We start from the raw sequence: 17835 nt of genomic DNA, 5'->3' as shown, positions 1-17835 counted from the left end.
TCTAAAATCACTATTTTTGCCAGTATTTATACCAGCCGTGCCTGCTTCAATGCCGCTTCAACAAAGCTTGCGAACAGCGGATGCGGGTCAAACGGCTTGGACTTCAGCTCAGGGTGATACTGAACACCGATGAACCAAGGGTGGCCAGGAATTTCCATAATCTCTGGCAGTTCACCATCGGGTGACATGCCGGAAAACAGCACACCGGCCTCTTCAAGACGTTCAACATAGCCGATATTCACTTCATAGCGGTGACGGTGCCGTTCCTCGATCTCTACCTTGCCGTAGATGTCCGCGACATGTGAACCCTCCTTGAGGTTCGCTGGGTATGCGCCCAGACGCATGGTGCCGCCCAAGTCGGTATCTTCTGTGCGCTGCTCGACGCTGCCGTCTTCCTTGACCCACTCGGTAATCAGGCCGACAACCGGCTCTTTCTGCTCCCCGAACTCGGTCGAACCCGCGCCTTTGATGCCTGCCAGATGGCGGGCCGCCTCAACGGTGGCCATCTGCATACCCAGACAGATACCGAAATAAGGGATCTTGCGCTCGCGGGCAAAGCGTGCGGCAGCAATCTTGCCTTCTGTGCCGCGCTTGCCGAAGCCGCCAGGCACCAGGATGGCGTGGACATTTTCAAGCCTGCTGATCGCATCGTCGCGTTCAAACACTTCGGATTCGATCCATTCGATGTTCACTTTCACCCGGTTGGCGATACCGCCATGGATGATGGCTTCATTGAGCGATTTGTAAGCATCCTTCAGGCCGGTGTATTTTCCGACCACAGCAATGGTCACTTCGCCTTCCGGGTTCTGCACCCGGTCCATGATGTCTTCCCAAACCGTCAGGTCCGGCTTCTGGCTGTGTGCCAGGCCAAAGGCTTTGAGCACTTCCGTGTCCAGGCCTTCCTTGTGGTAGGAAATTGGCACCTCATAGATGGAGCTGACGTCCAACGCCGGAATAACGGCTGTTTCGGCCACATTACAGTAAAGCGACATCTTGCGGCGCTCACCGTCCGGGATCGGGTGCTCTGAGCGGCACACAAGGATATCCGGCTGAATACCGATGGAACGCAGGTCACGTACACTGTGCTGCGTTGGCTTGGTCTTCAGTTCGCCAGCCGCCGCCAGATAGGGCACTAGTGTCAGGTGAACGAAGATGGACCGTCCTTTGCCAAGGTCGATAGACAGCTGGCGGATTGCTTCCATGAAAGGCGCAGCTTCGATGTCGCCGGCAGTACCACCGATTTCACACAACATGAAATCGATACCTTCCTGCTCAGCCAGCGCAAATTCCTTGATGGCGTCTGTTACATGCGGGATTACCTGTACGGTACCGCCCAGATAGTCGCCACGACGCTCCTTCGAAATGATCTGCTGGTAAATCCGGCCAGATGTGATGTTGTCGCTCTGACGCGAGGCAACACCAGTGAAACGCTCATAATGGCCCAGGTCCAGGTCTGTCTCTGCGCCGTCATCGGTTACAAATACTTCGCCATGCTGGTACGGGCTCATCGTGCCCGGGTCCACATTCAGGTATGGGTCCAGCTTCCGCATGCGAACTGAATAGCCGCGGGCTTGCAACAAAGCGCCCAACGAAGCAGACAACAGTCCCTTACCCAGGGAACTAACAACACCACCAGTGATAAAAATATAGCGCGTCATGGAGCCTCTCTAATCCCAAAAAAGCATGCCACACCGGACAGGTTTGCTGCCTGGTAACTCAACAAAAATACTATCTACATAAAGAGAAGCGGGGGCTCGTGGCCCCCGCTTTAAAGTCTCTTGTCCTAGCCGTCCTCAGGAACGGTAGGTATTTCAGGGAGTTGGCTTCCGCCATCTTCCTGTTCCTGCTGGATCACTTCCTGAACAACGGTATCTTCGGCGCTCTTTTGAGCCGCGAACCATCCAAGAAGAAGTGAGTTGGCAAGAAAGACAATCGCCAGCCATTTTGTCGTGCGGGTAAGCAGGTCCCCGGCACCACGAGCGGTCATCATGCCACCCTGTCCGCCGCCAATACCAAGCGCACCACCTTCCGAGCGTTGCAGCAAAATGGCAACGACCATAGCAAGGGCTACAATCAGATGAATGCTCAGCAATACGGTTTCCATGTACCTGTCCTACCTAACGTTGGCCAACCCGACCCGATTATACAAATCTTGGCCGGGATTCAAAGCGCGGTTTCTAGACCTCTTTGACCGGTTTGCCAACCCTAAATTTTTAATTCCGGTATGCGTCGATGATACCGTTGAAATCCGAAGCCTTCAGGCTTGCGCCTCCGACGAGGGCTCCGTTCACATTGTCGGCTGCCATCAGCTCGGCTGCATTCGAAGGCTTCACAGACCCGCCGTAAAGAATCCGGAAGCCGTTTCCAGCATCACCGAAGCGTTCCACGAGCGCACCACGGATTGCGGTGTGCACTTCAGCCACATCTGCAACCGTTGGCGTGCGGCCAGTACCAATGGCCCAAACAGGTTCATAAGCCACAACCGTGTTCTCAGGTATGCTGCCAGCCGGAACCGACTGTGCAACCTGCCCCAGCACCACGTCCAAGGTCTTGCCGGCATCGCGCTCGGCTTCCGTTTCGCCCACACATACGATCGCCTTCAGGCCTTCGGCGAGCACTGCGTTCGCTTTGTCGCGGACGAGTGCACTGCTTTCGCCGTGATCGGCCCGACGTTCGGAGTGGCCAACAATCACATAAGATGCACCCGCATCGCTGAGCATTTCAGCTGAAATATCCCCCGTGTGGGCACCCGATTTATTCGTATGGCAATCCTGGGCACCAATCGCCACGCCGGTCGGTGCGTTTGATGCGAACGCGGCAATCAGGGTGAAAGGTGGGCAGATCAGCACGTCGCAATCAGCGGCAGAGCCATCACTAAGGTAATTCCCAAGCGCCTCGAGTTCCGCCTGGCTCGACGCCAGACCGTTCATTTTCCAGTTTCCTGCAACAAGGGCAGTCGGTTTCATATTGGGGCCTCATATGATTTCTATTTAGAATTTTTATGGCTCGGTGATTAGCAAATTAATGCCCCCCTGACCAGCTTCCTGTTTCCTTCTTCCTGCCGGTTTTTGCTCTCACCTGACGCGCCTGCTCATCTGGCGGCAAATCGCCTGTTGCAGCGCGCCCAAACCCTGCTTATGATGCGCGGCCAATCCGGTGGGCTATTCCACCCAAATTTACGTAATGATTAATCGACGGGAGCTCGGGCGCATGCTGCTCAAACTTCGCGGGGGACTGGATTCCTTTTTTGTAACTCTTCTTCTTGGCGTTCTGATTGCCGCTTTTGCAATCTGGGGCATCGGCCCTGGCATGCTTGCTGGCAACACGCAATCTGTCGCCACAGTTGGGGACACCACGGTTCCGACAGCGCAGTATGCTAATGCGGTCCAGCGCCGGGCACAGCAACTGCAAGCGCAGTTTGGCGGCCAGTTCACGGCCGACAGGATTATCCAGATGATGCAGCTGGACCGTCAGGTTCTGCAACAAATGATCCAGGAAGCTGCCATCGCGGAAAACACCCGTGAGCTTGGCATCCGCATTACCGACGCCCAACTGGCGGCGGAGCTTCTGCAGTTCGAGGCCTTCAAGGCCCCTGATGGCAGCTTCAGCCAACAGATGATGGCTCAGGCACTTAACCAGGCCAACATGACGCAGAAGGAGCTGTATATCGGCCTGCGCCGCGAAGCAGCCAGCAACCAATTGCTGGGCAGCATCACGCAAGGCGCACCGGTGCCTCGCGTCCTTGCTGAGCGCCTGTACACCTGGCAGGCTGAACGCCGCCGCGCGACCATGATCAATTTTGCAGCCTCTGACATCACGGATGTTGCAGAGCCGACTGAGGAAGAGCTTCAGGCTTATTATGAGGACTCCAAGTCGAATTATATGACGCCAGAGCGCCGTAGCTATAACTACATCATGCTGACACCAGCGCAGTTCGTGGACGAAGTCGAGATCAAGGAAGAAGACCTTCTCCAGGCTTATGACTATCGCCGCAGCGAATATGTACGCGACGAAAGCCGTGATCTCCAGCTGGTCAGCTTCGCCGACAAGGAAGCTGCTGACGCGTTCATAGAACGTGTTGCAGCAGGTGAAGATTTCATTGCCCTTGGCGCGGAGCTGACTGAATTCTCAGCTGAAGAGCTGGAGCTTGGCGCCAACACCAAAGCCGATCTGCAGACAGATTTCGACAGCACAACAGCCGATACCGTCTTTGCCCTGGGTGAAGGCGAGCTGAGTGCACCGATTGAGGGCTTGGCCGGTTGGAACGTTTTCCGGATCAAAAGCATCACAGCCGGAGAAGAACAAACGCTGGAAGATGTTCGCGCCGACCTTGAGGCATCACTCAAGGAAGAACACGCCGTTGACCTGATGTTCGACTTCCTGCCAGACCTTGAAGACGCCATCGCAGAAGACGGTACCCTGACGGCCGCAGCCACAAAACTGAACGTGCCACTGGCGACTGTGTCGGAAGTGGACGGTCGGGGCCAGGGTCCGGACGGATCCCCGAAAGTCACCCTTCAGGAAGAAGGCACGGTACTTTCCGAGGCGTTCCGGACAGAACTGGGTATTGAGCCTGAGCTCAAGGACCTTGACCCAACCGACAGCACCAAGGGTGTGTTCTTCGTCGAAGTCACTGAGATCAAGGACCCAGCCGAACGCTCGTTTGAAGATGTCCGGTCCGAAATCAGGAGCGCCTGGATCGCCCAGCGCCGCCAGGAAAAGGCTGGCGAGATTGCGGAAGCAGCGAAAGCACGCCTCGAGGCCGGTGAAGAAGCCGAAGCCATTGCGCTGGATCTAGGCGGTACATCCTACGACGCCAAGAATGTCTCGCGCACGGCCGAAGGAACGTCAGGACTGTCGGCCAATATCCGCCGCCTGATCTTTGACCTGGGCGTTGGCCAGATTGATGCAGAGCGTGCCGCAGACGGTAACGGCTATGTGGTCGTTCGTGTCAATGACATCACGCCGGGCGATCCTGTCCGCGATGCAGCAAAGGTTGACGCCCTGCACGCTGAGCTAAAAGCCCAGTTCGGTAGCGAGCTGTTCGAACAGTACCAAGCCAAGCTGCTCGACACCTATTCGCCTGAGATCAACAACTCCCTGGTGAACCAACTTTTCCGCCGCGACGCGGAAGAATAACACACGGCGGTGATCAGGCAGTGAGCGGCACGTCAGAACAACCGGACACCCTGGAAGCGCAGCGCGCGCTTTACCAGGACGGCAAACCCCAGGTCGTATCCACCACGTTGGTGGCCGACCTGGATACGCCGGTCTCTGCCTACCTCAAACTGGCACAAGGGGAGACATACTCATGCCTTCTCGAATCAGTCGAGGGCGGTGAAACCCGCGGTCGTTATTCCATCATTGGCCTGCGCCCGGACATTGTCTGGCGCTCCCGTGGCAGCAGCGTTGAAGTATGCCGTGACTATGGCGCCGACGGCGCTGCGTTCAAGTCCGTCGATGAAGCCCCACTCGAAAGCCTGAGGCAGCTCCAACAGGAAAGCCTGATTGACCTGCCCCACAGCTTGCCGCCAATGGCTGCGGGCCTCGTGGGCTATATGGGGTATGACATGGTCAGGCAGATGGAAATGCTGCCGGACGCCAAAACCGATCCGCTCGGGCTCGCGACATCGATTTTCGTGCGGCCCACCGTGATGGCCATCTTTGACAGTGTCACCAACCTGATTACGCTGGTAACGCCGGTGCGCCCAAAAGATGGCGTGCCTGCGGACACCGCGCTTGCCGAGGCGGACAAACGCCTCGACATGATGCTGGAGCGCCTTGACGCGCCACTGCCGCTGACCGCGGGACCAGCAAGCCCGGTATTCGAGGAACCTGTGTCCAACACCGGCCAGGCGCGCTTCCACGACATGGTTAAAAAGGCACAGGAATATATCCTGGCGGGCGACATTTTTCAGGTCGTTCTCAGCCAGCGCTTTTCCATGCCGTTCGGGCTGCCACCCTTTGCCCTGTACCGGGCGCTCAGGCGTACGAACCCATCGCCGTTCATGTATCACCTGGCGTTCGAGGACTTCGCCATTGTCGGCTCAAGCCCCGAAATTCTGGTGCGCCTGCGCGATGACGAGATCACAATCCGTCCCATTGCAGGCACCCGCAAACGTGGCGCCACACCAGAAGAAGATGCCGCCCTTGCCGCAGACCTGCTGGCAGACCCAAAGGAACTGTCAGAGCATCTGATGCTTCTGGACCTGGGCCGCAATGACGTTGGCCGCGTTGCCAAGCCTGGCTCTGTTGAGGTCACGGCCCGCAACACCATCGAATATTATTCCCACGTGATGCATATCGTCTCGAACGTGATCGGTGAAATCGATCCGAAGTATGATGCGATTGACGCACTTGGTGCCGGGTTCCCTGCAGGTACGGTTTCAGGTGCCCCGAAGGTTCGGGCGATGGAAATCATTGACGAGCTGGAAGTCGATGCCCGCGGGCCCTATGCAGGCAGCGTCGGCTATTTCAGCGCCAACGGCACGATGGATACCTGTATTGTGCTAAGGACCGCAATTGTCAAAGACGGCCAGATGCACGTACAGGCCGGTGCAGGCGTGGTTGCAGACAGCGACCCGGAATCAGAGCACCAGGAATGCCAGAACAAAGCCCGCGCTTTGGTGACCGCGGCCAAGGAAGCCGTGCGCTTCGCCAAATCGAACAGGGGCTAACCCCCGCCCTACTCGCCAGGCCGTGAATGCGTCGCGTCGCCGTTCATCACAACCGCATGTTGGCGCTTGGCCTCAAGGGCCCCGACCAACTGTGATACAGGCACCAATGCGATCCCCTTGGCGGCCAGCGTCTTTTGCCAGTCCTTCAGCGTTTCCAGTGTCACCGGATATGGGTGGCCTATCGCGATAGCATAACCCCGCACCCTTGCAATCCGTTCAGCCTTCCTGAGCTGCACCTCAATGGCATCCCGTTGCTGCACGTTATCAAGAAACACGTCCCGCGCGATGGTGGGCACACCAAGCGCCCTGGCCGCACTGATGCCAACACTTTTCGGTGACGTCAGGCTGTCAAGAAACAGCCAGCCATCGGCTTTCAAGTGTGCCATTATCTGCACCATGTGCCCGGCATCTTCCGTCAGCAGGCTGCCCATATGGTTATTGACGCCCACAAAGCCGTCAAAGCGGCTGAGGTTCCAGTTCAGGCGGCGCTCGAACTCCTCTGGCGCCAATCCTTGTAAAAGGGCATTGGTCCCGGGGTCAGCAACATCCCCCTTGGGCTGCATGGGCAGGTGAACCATCAGTTCATGCCCTGCGGCCCGCACCCGACCGGTCTGGTATGCCAACTGCTCGGCATATGGTAGATAAGCCAGCGTGTATGGACCCGTCATTTCAGCCAGGTCCTCTGTCGCCTGATAGCTCAGCCCGAGATCATCGATCACAATGGCAATCCGCGGCAGCGTTGTTTCCTGCCAAGCCACGGCATATTGACGCCAGGCCGGGTCCACCTTTTCAGGCAGCAGCTTTTCCAGATCCTTGATTGGCACGGTCACCTCGCCGTCGCCATCCATATCCGACAGCACAGCCAAAACGTCGGGGTCCAATTCCGGCTCTGAAGCCTCATTTGTCAGAAGTGGTGTGGTCGGCTCCTGCTCCAGCACGCTATATAGGCCCATGCCAATCAGGATGATCACCAGGCTGTAGACACCAATCACCAGCTTTTTCAGCCGCTTACTCATAAATCTCCGTTCCCTGGCTTGCCATTTGGGTGGCGCGTCCCTTTCGTTTCAATTTTTCTTAAGCCCAACTGGCCAAAGTCTTTTGTAAATGCCGCGAAATTGACCAGTCCGCCATTGACATTCAAGGTGAAAGCCGCAATGTCCATCTAGTTTATGAATCAGCGAGCGGTTTCAATGTATATTCTGATCGATAACTACGACAGCTTTACCTACAATTTGTACCATTATGTGATGGAATTGGGGGCAAAAGTTGAAGTCTGGCGTAATGATCAGATTACCGTCACGGAAGTGCTGGCGAAAAACCCGAAGGGCATCATCATCAGCCCCGGTCCCTGCTCTCCTACAGAAGCAGGCATATGCCTTGAATTGATCGAAGCCGCTTCAGGGAAAGTGCCTGTTTTCGGTGTCTGTCTGGGCTTTCAAAGCATTGGCCAGGCGTTTGGCGGCGATGTCGTGCGTGCGCCATATGTCATGCACGGCAAAATCAGCGACATCACCCATACCGGCACCGGCGTCTTCAAGGGGCTGCCAAGTCCTTATAAAGCCACGCGCTATCATTCCCTGATTGTCGAACGGAATACCCTGCCCGATTGTCTGGAAATCACGGCGGACACCGCAGACGGCCTGATCATGGGCCTGCAGCACAAAACATTGCCACTCTATGGCGTTCAGTTCCACCCGGAAAGCATCGCGTCCGAACATGGCCACGCGCTTCTGAAGAATTTCATCGATATCTGTGAAGGGGAACAGGCAGCATGAGCGACCTTAGACCCATTCTGGCAAAGCTGGCAGACGGCGAAACGCTGACAGCCGAACAGTCCCAGGACGCCTTCAACATCATCATGTCAGGCGCGGCAGACCTGGCGCAAATGGCTGCCTTCATCATGGCGCTTCGGCTTCGGGGCGAGCAGGTAGACGAAATCGTGGGTGGTGCCCGTGTGCTTCGGTCCAAGGCAACCCAGATAAAAGCGCCTAAAGGCATTGTCGATACCTGTGGTACGGGTGGTGACGGCCTCGGCACCTATAATATTTCAACGGCTGCGGCGATTGTCACGGCTGCAGCGGGCGCACCGGTAGCAAAGCACGGCAACCGCTCCGTATCATCCAAGTCCGGCTCCGCTGACGTTTTGATGTCGCTCGGTGCAGAGCTTGAGATTTCCCAGGAAGCGAATGAGCAGAGCTTGGTTGACAACAACTTCGCCTTCCTGTTCGCGCCGGCGCACCACAAGGCCATGCGCCATGTGGCCCCTGCCCGCGGCAGTTTGCAGCTGCGCACCATCTTCAACCTCCTGGGTCCGCTCGCGAACCCCGCACAGGCCAAACGCCAGATACTGGGCGTATTTGACCGCAAGTGGCTGCGCCCGATGGCAGAAGTGCTGCAAAAGCTGGGCAGCGAACATGTCTGGGTCGTGCACGGCAGTGATGGCCTAGATGAAGTCACAACCACAGGCCCAACCTATGTGGCGGAACTGAAGGATGGCCAGATCACGGAATTCGAGGTAACACCGCAGTCAGTAGGGCTTGAAGTTTCCGACATCGAGGACCTCAAGGGCGGTGACGCCGACGTTAATGCCAAGGCCATTCGTGAGCTTCTGGCGGGCAACCCTTCCGCCTACCGCGATATCGTGCTGATGAATACGGGCGCAGCTCTTGTCGTGGCCGGGAAAGCGGAAACCCTCAAGGAAGGTGTTGACTTGGCTGCCAGCACGATCAATAGCGGCAAGGCGGCTGAGGCACTGCAGAAATGGGTGGCCTTCACCCAAGCCCATGCGCCGGAGAAAGACTGATGGCTGACATCCTGCAGGAAATCTGCGACCGCAAGCGCGGGCATGTGGCTGCAGTGAAAGCCAGCCTCTCGCTCGCCGAGCAGGAAACCCGTGCCAAAGAGGCCACTGCTCCGCGCGGTTTTATCAAATCCCTGCAGGCGTCTGTGACCGATGGTAGGTACGGCTTCATCTGCGAGATCAAAAAGGCCAGCCCCTCGAAGGGCCTGATCCGGCCTGACGACTTCGACCCAGCCACGCTCGCAGAGGGTTACGAGCGCGGCGGTGCCTCCTGCCTGTCTGTATTGACAGATGAGCCCTATTTCCAGGGACATGACGACTATCTCAAGGCGGCCCGCGCAGCCGTATCACTGCCGTGCCTTCGGAAAGATTTCATGGTTGATCCTTACCAGGTAGCGGAAGCCCGCGGTTTGGGCGCAGACTGTATCCTGTTGATCATGGCGGCCCTTGATGATTCGCTCGCGGCTGAACTTGAGGCTGAGGCGCACAAGTGGGGCATGGATGTGCTGATTGAGGTTCATGACGCGCCCGAGCTTGAGCGCGCCCTGAGGCTCAAGAGCCCGCTTGTCGGTGTCAATAACCGGAACCTGAAAACCATGGATGTCTCGCTTGAGACTACGCTTTCGCTGGTACCCGGCTTCCCGGAAGGTAAGATCGCTGTTGCAGAATCTGGCCTCAGGACCCAAGAGGACCTTGCGGCCTGTGCGCAGGTTGGGGCACATTGTTTCCTCATAGGCGAAACCTTCATGCGCCAACCAGATGTGGAACAAGCAGTGCGTGACCTTCAAAAAGCGCCGTAACGCGCTAATCTAAAAGGATAATATATGTCTAAGCTGTCCCATATTGACGAAACCGGTGCCGCGCACATGGTGGATGTGGGGGACAAGGCTGCGACACACCGCATTGCCATCGCCGAAGCCTTTGTAGAGATGAAACCGGAAACGCTCAAGCTTATTCAGGCTGGCGACCTGCCCAAAGGCGACGTGCTTGGTGCTGCCAGGCTTGCCGGCATCATGGCAGCAAAGAAAACCAGCGACCTGATCCCGCTATGCCATCCCCTGCCGATTACCAGCGTCAAGGTTGAGATCGCGCCTGCATCTGACACCAGACTTCGGATCGAAGCTTATGTGAAAGTAACGGGCCAGACCGGCGTGGAAATGGAAGCGCTGACTGCGGCGTCCGTTGCTGCGCTGACCATCTATGACATGGCCAAGGCGGCCGATAAGGCCATGCGCATTGAAGGTATTCGCCTGCTGCGCAAAGAAGGCGGCAAATCCGGAACCTATGAGGCCGAATGATGATTTCTGTTGAAGACGCGTTCAAACGCATCGTTGAAACCACAAAGCCCCTGACAACCGAAAAGATCGTGCTTGAGAAGGCTTCAGGACGCGTGCTTGCAGCCCCTTTGACTGCCCGTCGCACCCAGCCGGGCGCAGATATGTCTGCCATGGACGGCTACGCGGTCAAAAGCAGCAGCCTTACAGGAAAACCGACAACCCTGAAGCTGATTGGCGAAAGCGCGGCAGGAAGCCCGTTTCCCAGTGCCTGCGGTGACGGGGAAGTTGTTCGTATTTTCACGGGTGGCATTGTCCCTGAAGGCGCCGACCAAGTGGTTGTGCAGGAAGACTGCACGGCGGAAGCCGATAGCGTCACGACGGCAATAGGCCCTGAGGCTGGCCGCCATATTCGGCTGGCAGGCATTGATTTCGCCGTGAAACAGATTGTGCTGGACCAGGGAACCTACATCAGCCCCAAATCCATTGGTCTGGCCGCTAGTGCCGGGTATGACCATCTGATGGTCCACCGTGCCCCCAAAGTGGCAATTCTGGCGACGGGTGACGAACTGGTTCCGCCAGGCAAGAAGGATTTTGAGCCGTTTGAGACCGTCAACAGCACGGCCCCACAGATTTCCGCCCTACTGAGCGACGCGGGCGCCGAAGTGACCATTCTTGGCCAGACCGGGGATGACCTCAAAGCACTCAAGGCTGCGGTCAAGAAAGCTGCAGGCGCCGATGTATTGATCACAATCGGTGGCGCATCGGTGGGCGATAAGGACTTCATGCAACAGGCTTTGGCGTCTGAAGGCATGGCGCTTGATTTCTGGAAGGTCGCCATGCGCCCTGGAAAACCGCTGATTTTTGGCACGATGGGACAAACCAAGGTGCTGGGCTTGCCCGGCAACCCGGTTTCGGCCTTTGTGTGTGCCCTGTTGTTTGCGCGCCCGCTCGTGGACCAGATGATGGGACGGCCAGCCCCCCTGCCAACCGGCGTTTCGCTGCCGCTCGCCGCCGATCTCGCTGAAAACGGTCCGCGCCAGCATTACATGCGCGCCCGCCTGGTTGGCGAACCCGGTAGTCGTCATCTCGATCCCGCTGTTGCTCAGGACAGCAGCCTGGTATCGGTTCTCGCGCAGTGTGACGGTCTGATTGTTCGTGAGCCGAACGCGCCAGTGACAAAGGCCGGCACCATGGTACCGTTCCTCCCATTTTAGCGTGTATTACCCGAAGGCCTTGACATTCATCCAAAAGGTGAACTAAAAGAGAACATATCGAAAACAAACCCGGAGGGAGCTATGTTAACCGCCAAACAGAACCAGCTGTTGCTTTTTATTCAGGAGCGACTGGCCAGTTCAGGTGTTTCCCCTTCGTTCGATGAAATGAAAGACGCCCTTGGGCTTAAGTCAAAGTCCGGTGTTCATCGCCTGATCAATGCGCTTGAGGAACGTGGTTTCATCCGCCGCATGGCCAACAGGGCCCGCGCGATTGAGATTCTCAAGACACCAGACAATGCAGCGCCGCAGCGTGGTGGCGACAATGTTGTCAGCGCCCCCTTTGGCCAGGCAAAGACGCCATCTGCGCCCTCTGCAGCTGGCGATGACAGTTTTGAAATCCCGCTTCACGGCAAGATCGCAGCTGGTACGCCGATTGAGGCGCTGGAAAACCGCGACAGCTTCGTTTCAATCCCTGGCGCCATGATGGGCCGCGGTGATTGTTATGCCCTTGAAGTCTCCGGCGATTCCATGGTTGAGATGGGCATTCTGGACGGCGATACGGTGGTGATCGAAAGCGTCAATACCGCACGTGACGGCGAAGTGGTTGTTGCCCTGGTGGACCGCGAGGAAGCCACGCTCAAGACCCTGCGCCGCAATGGTCAATTCGTTGAGCTGGTACCTGCCAACCGCGATTACCAAACCCAGGTGCTGGAAGCGGATCGTGTTCAGGTTCAGGGCCGTCTTGTTGGCCTCTTGAGGCAGTATCACTAAGATCAGTCTGCTATTGGAGGCTAGCCCTCCTTTTTTGGCCCTGCATGCCAGGGCCGATTACCCCGTTCCCGGCTCCAGCGTACTTCGCCTGTTTTCAGGTCATAGGCCACTGGGCCATAGCGCGCCAGCCCCTCCTCGGATAGTTTAACGCCGTCACCACGACAATAGCGCCGCCAGCGTACCGGCATGATAACAATATCTGCCTGGACGCAGTCTCGCCGCATACCGCCAAGGCTTCGTGCCCTGGCAACGACAAGGCCCGTAGGCAGCCTGGTCAAGCATCCATCACTATCACATTGACGTTTGAGGCGTCCTGGCACCTCGTCGGGCGATATGCCCCAGTATCGTGCCCAGGCATCATCCCTAAAGCTGCCACGGCGCCCACCCGAAATATCAAAACGCCCTGCTGGCTGGTCAAACACCGCAACGATGTTTCCGCCGCTATCGATCAGCAGATCATTCCTTGCGTCTTGATACAGGAAGGGAGCGGCCAGTAGACCTGCAACGACAGGAACCCACACTGTCCGGCTCTTCAAAAGCAGGCAGAGAAACAAAACGATACTGGCGACAACAATGAAGGCCGCGGATTGCTGGGGGATGTGGGCGACCCCGTAACTAGGGGCGCCGAACGTCCCGGCGACACCCCGCACCAGATCCAGCGCGGCCCCCATCAGGTGCAAAACCGGACCATCCCAGCCTAGCGGCATCACCAGCAAGGCCAGAAGCGCAAGTGGCATCACAACAAGGCTGACAATCGGAACCGCCAACAGGTTGGCCCCCAGCCCAACCAGCGGCGTGGCCTGGAAATGATAGAGCGCAAAAGGCGCCACAGCGACTTCCGCCACAATGGTTGTAAAGGCAGTCATCGCCAGAAAGCGGCCCACCTTGGCCAAAAGCCCCTGCCCCATGGGCATTCGAAAAGTCGACTTGGCCAATCGCTCATATGCCACCACAAGCGCTGATGTTGCTGAAAACGACATCTGGAAACCGACAGAAAGAATCGCTTCAGGCCAAAGGCTCAGGATAATGCCAGCAGCAATCGCCACATTACGGAGCGACAGGACCCGGCGGTCCAGGAGGATTGCCAGCAACCCAATTGAAACCATGATAAAGGCCCGCACAGTGGCAGTACTCATGCCCGACAGCAGCAGATACCCAAGCGCCACACTCCAGGCAGCAACTGCGGCCAGTTTGCGCGGCGGCACACGAAGCGCAATCCCGGGAAAGGCTGCAAACAGGAATTCGAACAGAAAGAAAGCGGCCGTAGTGATCAGTCCCATATGCAGCCCTGATATTGCCATCAGGTGCGCCAGCCCGGCATCGCGGAAATCATCCACTGTCTGGTCGGTCAGATAGTGCCGGTAGCCCACCAGCAAGGCAACGGCCACGGCACCAGACTGATCGGGCTGCCTTGCCATGATGCGCTGCGCTACCTGCTGCCTGATGCCCTCAATGCCAGCTGCCACGCCAAGCCCGCCGGTCTCCGGCATGCCAAGGACATCAATGGGCGCGACTGCAAAGCCTTCTGCGCCAATGCCGTCAAAATAGGCTTTTCGGGCGAAATTGAACCCGTCCGGCGTTATGGCGCCCCGCGGTTCATGCAGAAGCGCCTGTGTGCGAACCATAGTGCCCGGCGTCAGCTCGCCCCTTATGTCCGTACGAACCAGCAGCCGCACGCTCAGAGGCAGGCTTTCGGTCTCGCCCTCCATCGCAGAAGGTAGGACGATGAGACGTGTTGAGCCGCCCGGGCGCGCCTCCACCGTTTTCACGCTGCCTTCAAGCGAAACATAGCGCTCAGGCCCGAAAGCGGGCGCGTGAAGCCTGTCAATTCGAGCTGCCGCACATACCATCCCCATCAACAATGCCAGTATCATCTGGACCGCTGTACGCTGAAGCTGGCGGGCGACAAATGCCGCCACCAAGACTGATGCCGCCATGAACAACAGCCAGGACAAGGTGAGTATTTCACTATTCGGCACGATTTGGAGCAGGCACCCTGACGCGAAGGCGGCCACCATAATCATCAGGCGCCACTCCCCGTGCACGTGTTGCAGTGCGTCATAACCTCGCTTGAAGGGCAACGCCGGGGCCTTGAGGATGAAAGTGGGCACAGTTCCGCCTATTAAAGGATGAATTCTTGCGATCAGAGGTATAGTATCGCTTTGATTTTTGTGTCGGAACATAAAAAATTGCTGCACTGCAATTTGTGTTGTGAAGAAACATGTGATACAAGCCAATCAAATTTTCTTTTAGGCCGCTCCATCACTTTTCCAGCGTCCTATATTTGTTATAAACAACAAGGGTTTAGTTCCTGAGCATGCAAACTGACATGCCCACTGTGGTTACACGATTTGCGCCTTCTCCGACTGGATTTCTCCATATCGGCGGGGCCCGCACCGCTTTGTATAATTGGCTTCTTGCCCGCCACTTTGGCGGAAAATTCCTGCTACGCATTGAAGACACCGATAAAAAGCGTTCCACCAACGAAGCAATTGACGCCATTCTTGAAGGCATGAAATGGCTCGAACTGGACTGGGACGGTGATGCCATCAGCCAGGCAGGCCGGGCGGAGCGTCACGCGGAAATTGCCCGTGAGCTACTCGAGAAAGGCAAGGCATACAAGTGTTTCGCCACTTCTGAAGAACTGACGGCAGCCCGCGATGCAGCCCGCGCAAGCGGCGGCAACTTCCGTGGTGACCTGTGGCGCGACCGGGATGAGGGCGAAGCCCCTGAAGGCGCGCCCTATTCCATCCGCATTCGCATGCCCCGTGAAGGCGAAACCACCATTTCGGATGCCGTTCAGGGCAAGGTTACTGTCCAGAACAGCAACCTGGATGATATGATCATTCTCCGCTCTGACGGTACGCCAACCTATATGCTGGCTGTCGTTGTGGACGACCACGATATGGGCGTAACCCATATTGTACGCGGCGATGACCACCTCAATAACGCCTTCCGCCAGCACCAGATTTATGAAGCAATGGGATGGACGCCGCCCGTGCTCGCTCATATCCCGCTCATTCATGGTCCGGACGGCAAGAAACTGTCGAAGCGCCACGGTGCGCTTGGTGTGGAAGCATACCGCGACATGGGCTATCTGCCTGCCGCCATGCGCAATTATCTGCTGCGTCTTGGCTGGAGCCACGGCGATGATGAAATTATCTCTACCGAACAGGCTATTGAATGGTTTAGTCTTGAGAATGTCGGTAAAGGTGCTGCCCGTTTCGATTTCGACAAGCTCGACAATCTGAATGGCCACTATATTCGCAATTTAAATCCTGACGCGCTCTTGTCCCTGATCAGAAACGATCTAGAAAAGGAAGTGGGTCACACACTTGAAACTGCTGAGGAAGAGCGCCTTATCAAGGGCCTGCCCGCCTTGGCGGAACGTGCGAAGCGGATGCCTGACGTTACAGAGAATGCGTCTCTGTTCTGTAACGTTCGCCCGCTAAGCCTTACCGAGAATGCTGCCAAAGCCCTGCAAGGCGACATGCCTGCCTTGATGGGTAAAGTGGCAAATGAATTGGAAGCAGTAACTGACTGGGAAGCTTCAGTTATTAAAGCTGCCATTTTCTCTTTCGCGGAAGCGGAGGAATTAAAACTAGGCAAAGTGATGCAGCCGGTCCGGGCTGCCGTAACTGGCGGAAGACAGTGCGGTGACCTGGTAGAAACCCTGGAGATTTTGGGCCAGGAAGAAACGATCGGTCGCTTGAGGGACCTCATTGCCGCTTAGCCTTGTAGGTCTGCCCCGGCAGACTGTATTTTTTATGAAGGAGTTTGGACCATGACAAATGATCCCCTTAAACTGGCCGGCGCCGGCGAAGACGTCGACCTTCCTGTGATGGAGGGGTCTGTAGGTCCGAAGGTGATTGATATCCGCAAGCTTTATGCGCAGACGGGCATGTTCACCTTTGACCCTGGATTTACATCGACTGCGAGCTGTGAGTCTAAAATCACCTATATCGATGGTGAAAAAGGCGAATTGCAATACCGCGGATACCCAATTGAACAGCTGGCGGCCGATAGCGACTTCATGGAATGCTGCTACCTCCTGCTGTTTGGCGAACTGCCCACGAAAGCTGAAAAAGAGAAGTTTGTGTGGGATATTACCCACCACACAATGGTGCACGAGCAGCTGCACCGCCTGTTCCTTGGCTTCCGCCGCGACGCACACCCCATGGCCGTTATGGTGGGTGTTGTTGGTGCCCTGTCGGCATTTTATCACGACAGCACTGATATCAACGACCCGCACCAGCGCATGGTGGCAAGCTACCGCCTGATCGCCAAAATTCCGACGATCGCGGCAATGGCATACAAATATACGGTCGGCCAACCGTTCGTATATCCACGCAACGACCTGTCGTACGCGGGCAACTTCCTGCACATGATGTTCTCAGTGCCTGCAGAACAATATAAGGTCAGCCCGACGCTTGAAAAAGCCATGGACCTGATCTTCATCCTGCACGCTGACCACGAGCAGAACGCGTCAACATCGACTGTCCGTCTGGCTGGCTCCTCTGGCGCCAACCCGTTTGCTTGTATCGCTGCCGGTATTGCGTGCCTCTGGGGCCCTGCCCATGGCGGCGCCAATGAGGCCTGCCTGAACATGCTTGCGGAAATCGGCACTGTTGACCGTATTCCTGAGTTCGTGGCACGCGCCAAAGACCGCAACGATCCATTCCGCCTGATGGGCTTTGGTCACCGCGTCTATAAGAACTTCGACCCACGGGCGACCGTGATGCGCGATACCGCCCACAAGGTTCTGCAGGAACTGGGTGTGGACGATCCGCTGTTTGACGTGGCGATGGAACTTGAGAAGATTGCCCTCGAAGACCCTTATTTCGTTGAGAAGAAGCTCTACCCGAACGTGGACTTCTATTCCGGCATCATCCTGAAGGCCATGGGCTTCCCGACCGAGATGTTCACGGTTCTGTTCGCTCTTGCACGGACTGCCGGCTGGATTGCCCAGTGGAAAGAAATGATCGAAGACCCGACCCAAAAGATCGGCCGTCCTCGTCAGCTCTACACTGGCGCACCGAAGCGGGACTATGTACCGGTAGAAAAGCGCTAAACTGCGTTAGTCAGAGAAATTCAAA

At 56.9% G+C, this 17835-nt stretch carries 15 protein-coding genes; 10 read left to right on the top strand and 5 right to left on the bottom strand.

All coding sequences use genetic code 11. From position 1 onward, the window contains the following. Positions 1–26: 26 nt before the first annotated feature. The 3 genes from KORLAC_RS10160 to tpiA form a co-directional block, all read right to left on the bottom strand. Positions 27–1658 (bottom strand): CTP synthase, encoded by a 1632-nt coding sequence (locus KORLAC_RS10160; RefSeq protein WP_068306141.1) that lies wholly within the window; start codon positions 1656–1658, stop codon positions 27–29. A gap of 125 nt (positions 1659–1783) precedes the next feature. Beyond that, positions 1784–2104, bottom strand: coding sequence for a preprotein translocase subunit SecG (gene secG, locus KORLAC_RS10155; protein ID WP_068306140.1), 321 nt, complete (start codon positions 2102–2104; stop codon positions 1784–1786). A 109-nt stretch (positions 2105–2213) separates the two neighbouring features. Next, positions 2214–2966 carry a triose-phosphate isomerase gene (gene tpiA, locus KORLAC_RS10150; protein ID WP_068306138.1) on the bottom strand — a complete coding sequence of 251 codons (753 nt, stop codon included), beginning with the start codon at positions 2964–2966 and terminating at the stop codon, positions 2214–2216. Positions 2967–3210: 244 nt separating this feature from the next. Here tpiA and KORLAC_RS10145 point away from each other — a divergent pair, with 244 nt between their 5' ends. Beyond that, the gene (locus tag KORLAC_RS10145) at positions 3211–5139 is read left to right on the top strand and encodes a SurA N-terminal domain-containing protein (protein WP_068306136.1); all 1929 of its coding nucleotides are present in this window, start codon (positions 3211–3213) and stop codon (positions 5137–5139) included. Positions 5140–5159: 20 nt separating this feature from the next. Further along, a complete protein-coding gene (trpE, locus tag KORLAC_RS10140) occupies positions 5160–6677 on the top strand; it encodes an anthranilate synthase component I (RefSeq protein WP_068306133.1) in 1518 nt (505 codons plus the stop codon). Positions 6678–6685: 8 nt separating this feature from the next. On the opposite strand, the gene KORLAC_RS10135 is transcribed toward trpE, so the two are convergent. Next, positions 6686–7693, bottom strand: coding sequence for a divergent polysaccharide deacetylase family protein (locus KORLAC_RS10135; RefSeq protein WP_068306130.1), 1008 nt, complete (start codon positions 7691–7693; stop codon positions 6686–6688). Between the two features lie 174 nt (positions 7694–7867). Between KORLAC_RS10135 and KORLAC_RS10130 the strand changes: the two genes are divergently transcribed. The 6 genes from KORLAC_RS10130 (at position 7868) to lexA (ending at position 12739) form a co-directional block, all read left to right on the top strand. Then, complete coding sequence (locus KORLAC_RS10130) at positions 7868–8452, top strand: anthranilate synthase component II (protein ID WP_068306127.1); 585 nt, start codon at positions 7868–7870, stop codon at positions 8450–8452. Then, a complete protein-coding gene (trpD, locus tag KORLAC_RS10125; protein WP_068306126.1) occupies positions 8449–9480 on the top strand; it encodes an anthranilate phosphoribosyltransferase in 1032 nt (343 codons plus the stop codon). Before KORLAC_RS10130 ends, trpD begins: the two co-directional genes overlap by 4 nt. Next, positions 9480–10277 (top strand): indole-3-glycerol phosphate synthase TrpC, encoded by a 798-nt coding sequence (gene trpC, locus KORLAC_RS10120; protein WP_068306124.1) that lies wholly within the window; start codon positions 9480–9482, stop codon positions 10275–10277. Before trpD ends, trpC begins: the two co-directional genes overlap by 1 nt. 24 nt (positions 10278–10301) lie before the next feature. Beyond that, complete coding sequence (gene moaC / locus KORLAC_RS10115; RefSeq protein ID WP_068306121.1) at positions 10302–10775, top strand: cyclic pyranopterin monophosphate synthase MoaC; 474 nt, start codon at positions 10302–10304, stop codon at positions 10773–10775. Next, the gene (locus tag KORLAC_RS10110) at positions 10772–11968 is read left to right on the top strand and encodes a molybdopterin molybdotransferase MoeA (protein ID WP_206594917.1); all 1197 of its coding nucleotides are present in this window, start codon (positions 10772–10774) and stop codon (positions 11966–11968) included. The genes moaC and KORLAC_RS10110 overlap by 4 nt, the downstream gene beginning before the upstream one ends. An 81-nt stretch (positions 11969–12049) precedes the next feature. Beyond that, positions 12050–12739 carry a transcriptional repressor LexA gene (lexA, locus tag KORLAC_RS10105; protein ID WP_068306116.1) on the top strand — a complete coding sequence of 230 codons (690 nt, stop codon included), beginning with the start codon at positions 12050–12052 and terminating at the stop codon, positions 12737–12739. Positions 12740–12759: 20 nt separating this feature from the next. Here the strand turns inward: lexA and KORLAC_RS10100 are convergent, their stop codons facing one another. Further along, positions 12760–14850 (bottom strand): ComEC/Rec2 family competence protein, encoded by a 2091-nt coding sequence (locus KORLAC_RS10100; RefSeq protein WP_160328622.1) that lies wholly within the window; start codon positions 14848–14850, stop codon positions 12760–12762. Between the two features lie 218 nt (positions 14851–15068). On the opposite strand from KORLAC_RS10100, the gene gltX reads away from it, so the two are divergent. Together gltX and gltA are read left to right on the top strand one after the other, a co-directional pair. Further along, entirely contained in the window at positions 15069–16472 is a 1404-nt protein-coding gene (gltX, locus tag KORLAC_RS10095; protein WP_068307111.1) for a glutamate--tRNA ligase, read from the top strand. A gap of 51 nt (positions 16473–16523) precedes the next feature. Next, positions 16524–17810, top strand: a complete 1287-nt coding sequence (gene gltA, locus KORLAC_RS10090; RefSeq protein ID WP_068306111.1) for a citrate synthase — start codon at positions 16524–16526, stop codon at positions 17808–17810. Positions 17811–17835: the final 25 nt, after the last annotated feature.

Origin of the sequence: Kordiimonas lacus (assembly GCF_001550055.1) — a bacterium.
In the GTDB taxonomy this organism is placed as follows: Bacteria; Pseudomonadota; Alphaproteobacteria; order Sphingomonadales; family Kordiimonadaceae; genus Kordiimonas; species Kordiimonas lacus.
The sequence above is the reverse complement of the archived record's forward strand: the minus strand, read 5'-3'. Positions and strand labels throughout refer to the sequence as shown.

Bases quoted from the DNA above. Each gene is read 5' to 3' on its own strand.
- KORLAC_RS10145 (WP_068306136.1), top strand. From the start codon at position 3,211: ATGCTGCTCAAACTTCGCGGGGGACTGGATTCCTTTTTTGTAACTCTT.
- trpD (WP_068306126.1), top strand. From the start codon at position 8,449: ATGAGCGACCTTAGACCCATTCTGGCAAAGCTGGCAGACGGCGAAACG.
- trpC (WP_068306124.1), top strand. From the start codon at position 9,480: ATGGCTGACATCCTGCAGGAAATCTGCGACCGCAAGCGCGGGCATGTG.
- tpiA (WP_068306138.1), bottom strand. From the start codon at position 2,966: ATGAAACCGACTGCCCTTGTTGCAGGAAACTGGAAAATGAACGGTCTG.
- gltX (WP_068307111.1), top strand. From the start codon at position 15,069: ATGCCCACTGTGGTTACACGATTTGCGCCTTCTCCGACTGGATTTCTC.
- KORLAC_RS10135 (WP_068306130.1), bottom strand. From the start codon at position 7,693: ATGAGTAAGCGGCTGAAAAAGCTGGTGATTGGTGTCTACAGCCTGGTG.
- secG (WP_068306140.1), bottom strand. From the start codon at position 2,104: ATGGAAACCGTATTGCTGAGCATTCATCTGATTGTAGCCCTTGCTATG.
- KORLAC_RS10130 (WP_068306127.1), top strand. From the start codon at position 7,868: ATGTATATTCTGATCGATAACTACGACAGCTTTACCTACAATTTGTAC.
- moaC (WP_068306121.1), top strand. From the start codon at position 10,302: ATGTCTAAGCTGTCCCATATTGACGAAACCGGTGCCGCGCACATGGTG.
- KORLAC_RS10110 (WP_206594917.1), top strand. From the start codon at position 10,772: ATGATGATTTCTGTTGAAGACGCGTTCAAACGCATCGTTGAAACCACA.
- lexA (WP_068306116.1), top strand. From the start codon at position 12,050: ATGTTAACCGCCAAACAGAACCAGCTGTTGCTTTTTATTCAGGAGCGA.
- KORLAC_RS10160 (WP_068306141.1), bottom strand. From the start codon at position 1,658: ATGACGCGCTATATTTTTATCACTGGTGGTGTTGTTAGTTCCCTGGGT.
- gltA (WP_068306111.1), top strand. From the start codon at position 16,524: ATGACAAATGATCCCCTTAAACTGGCCGGCGCCGGCGAAGACGTCGAC.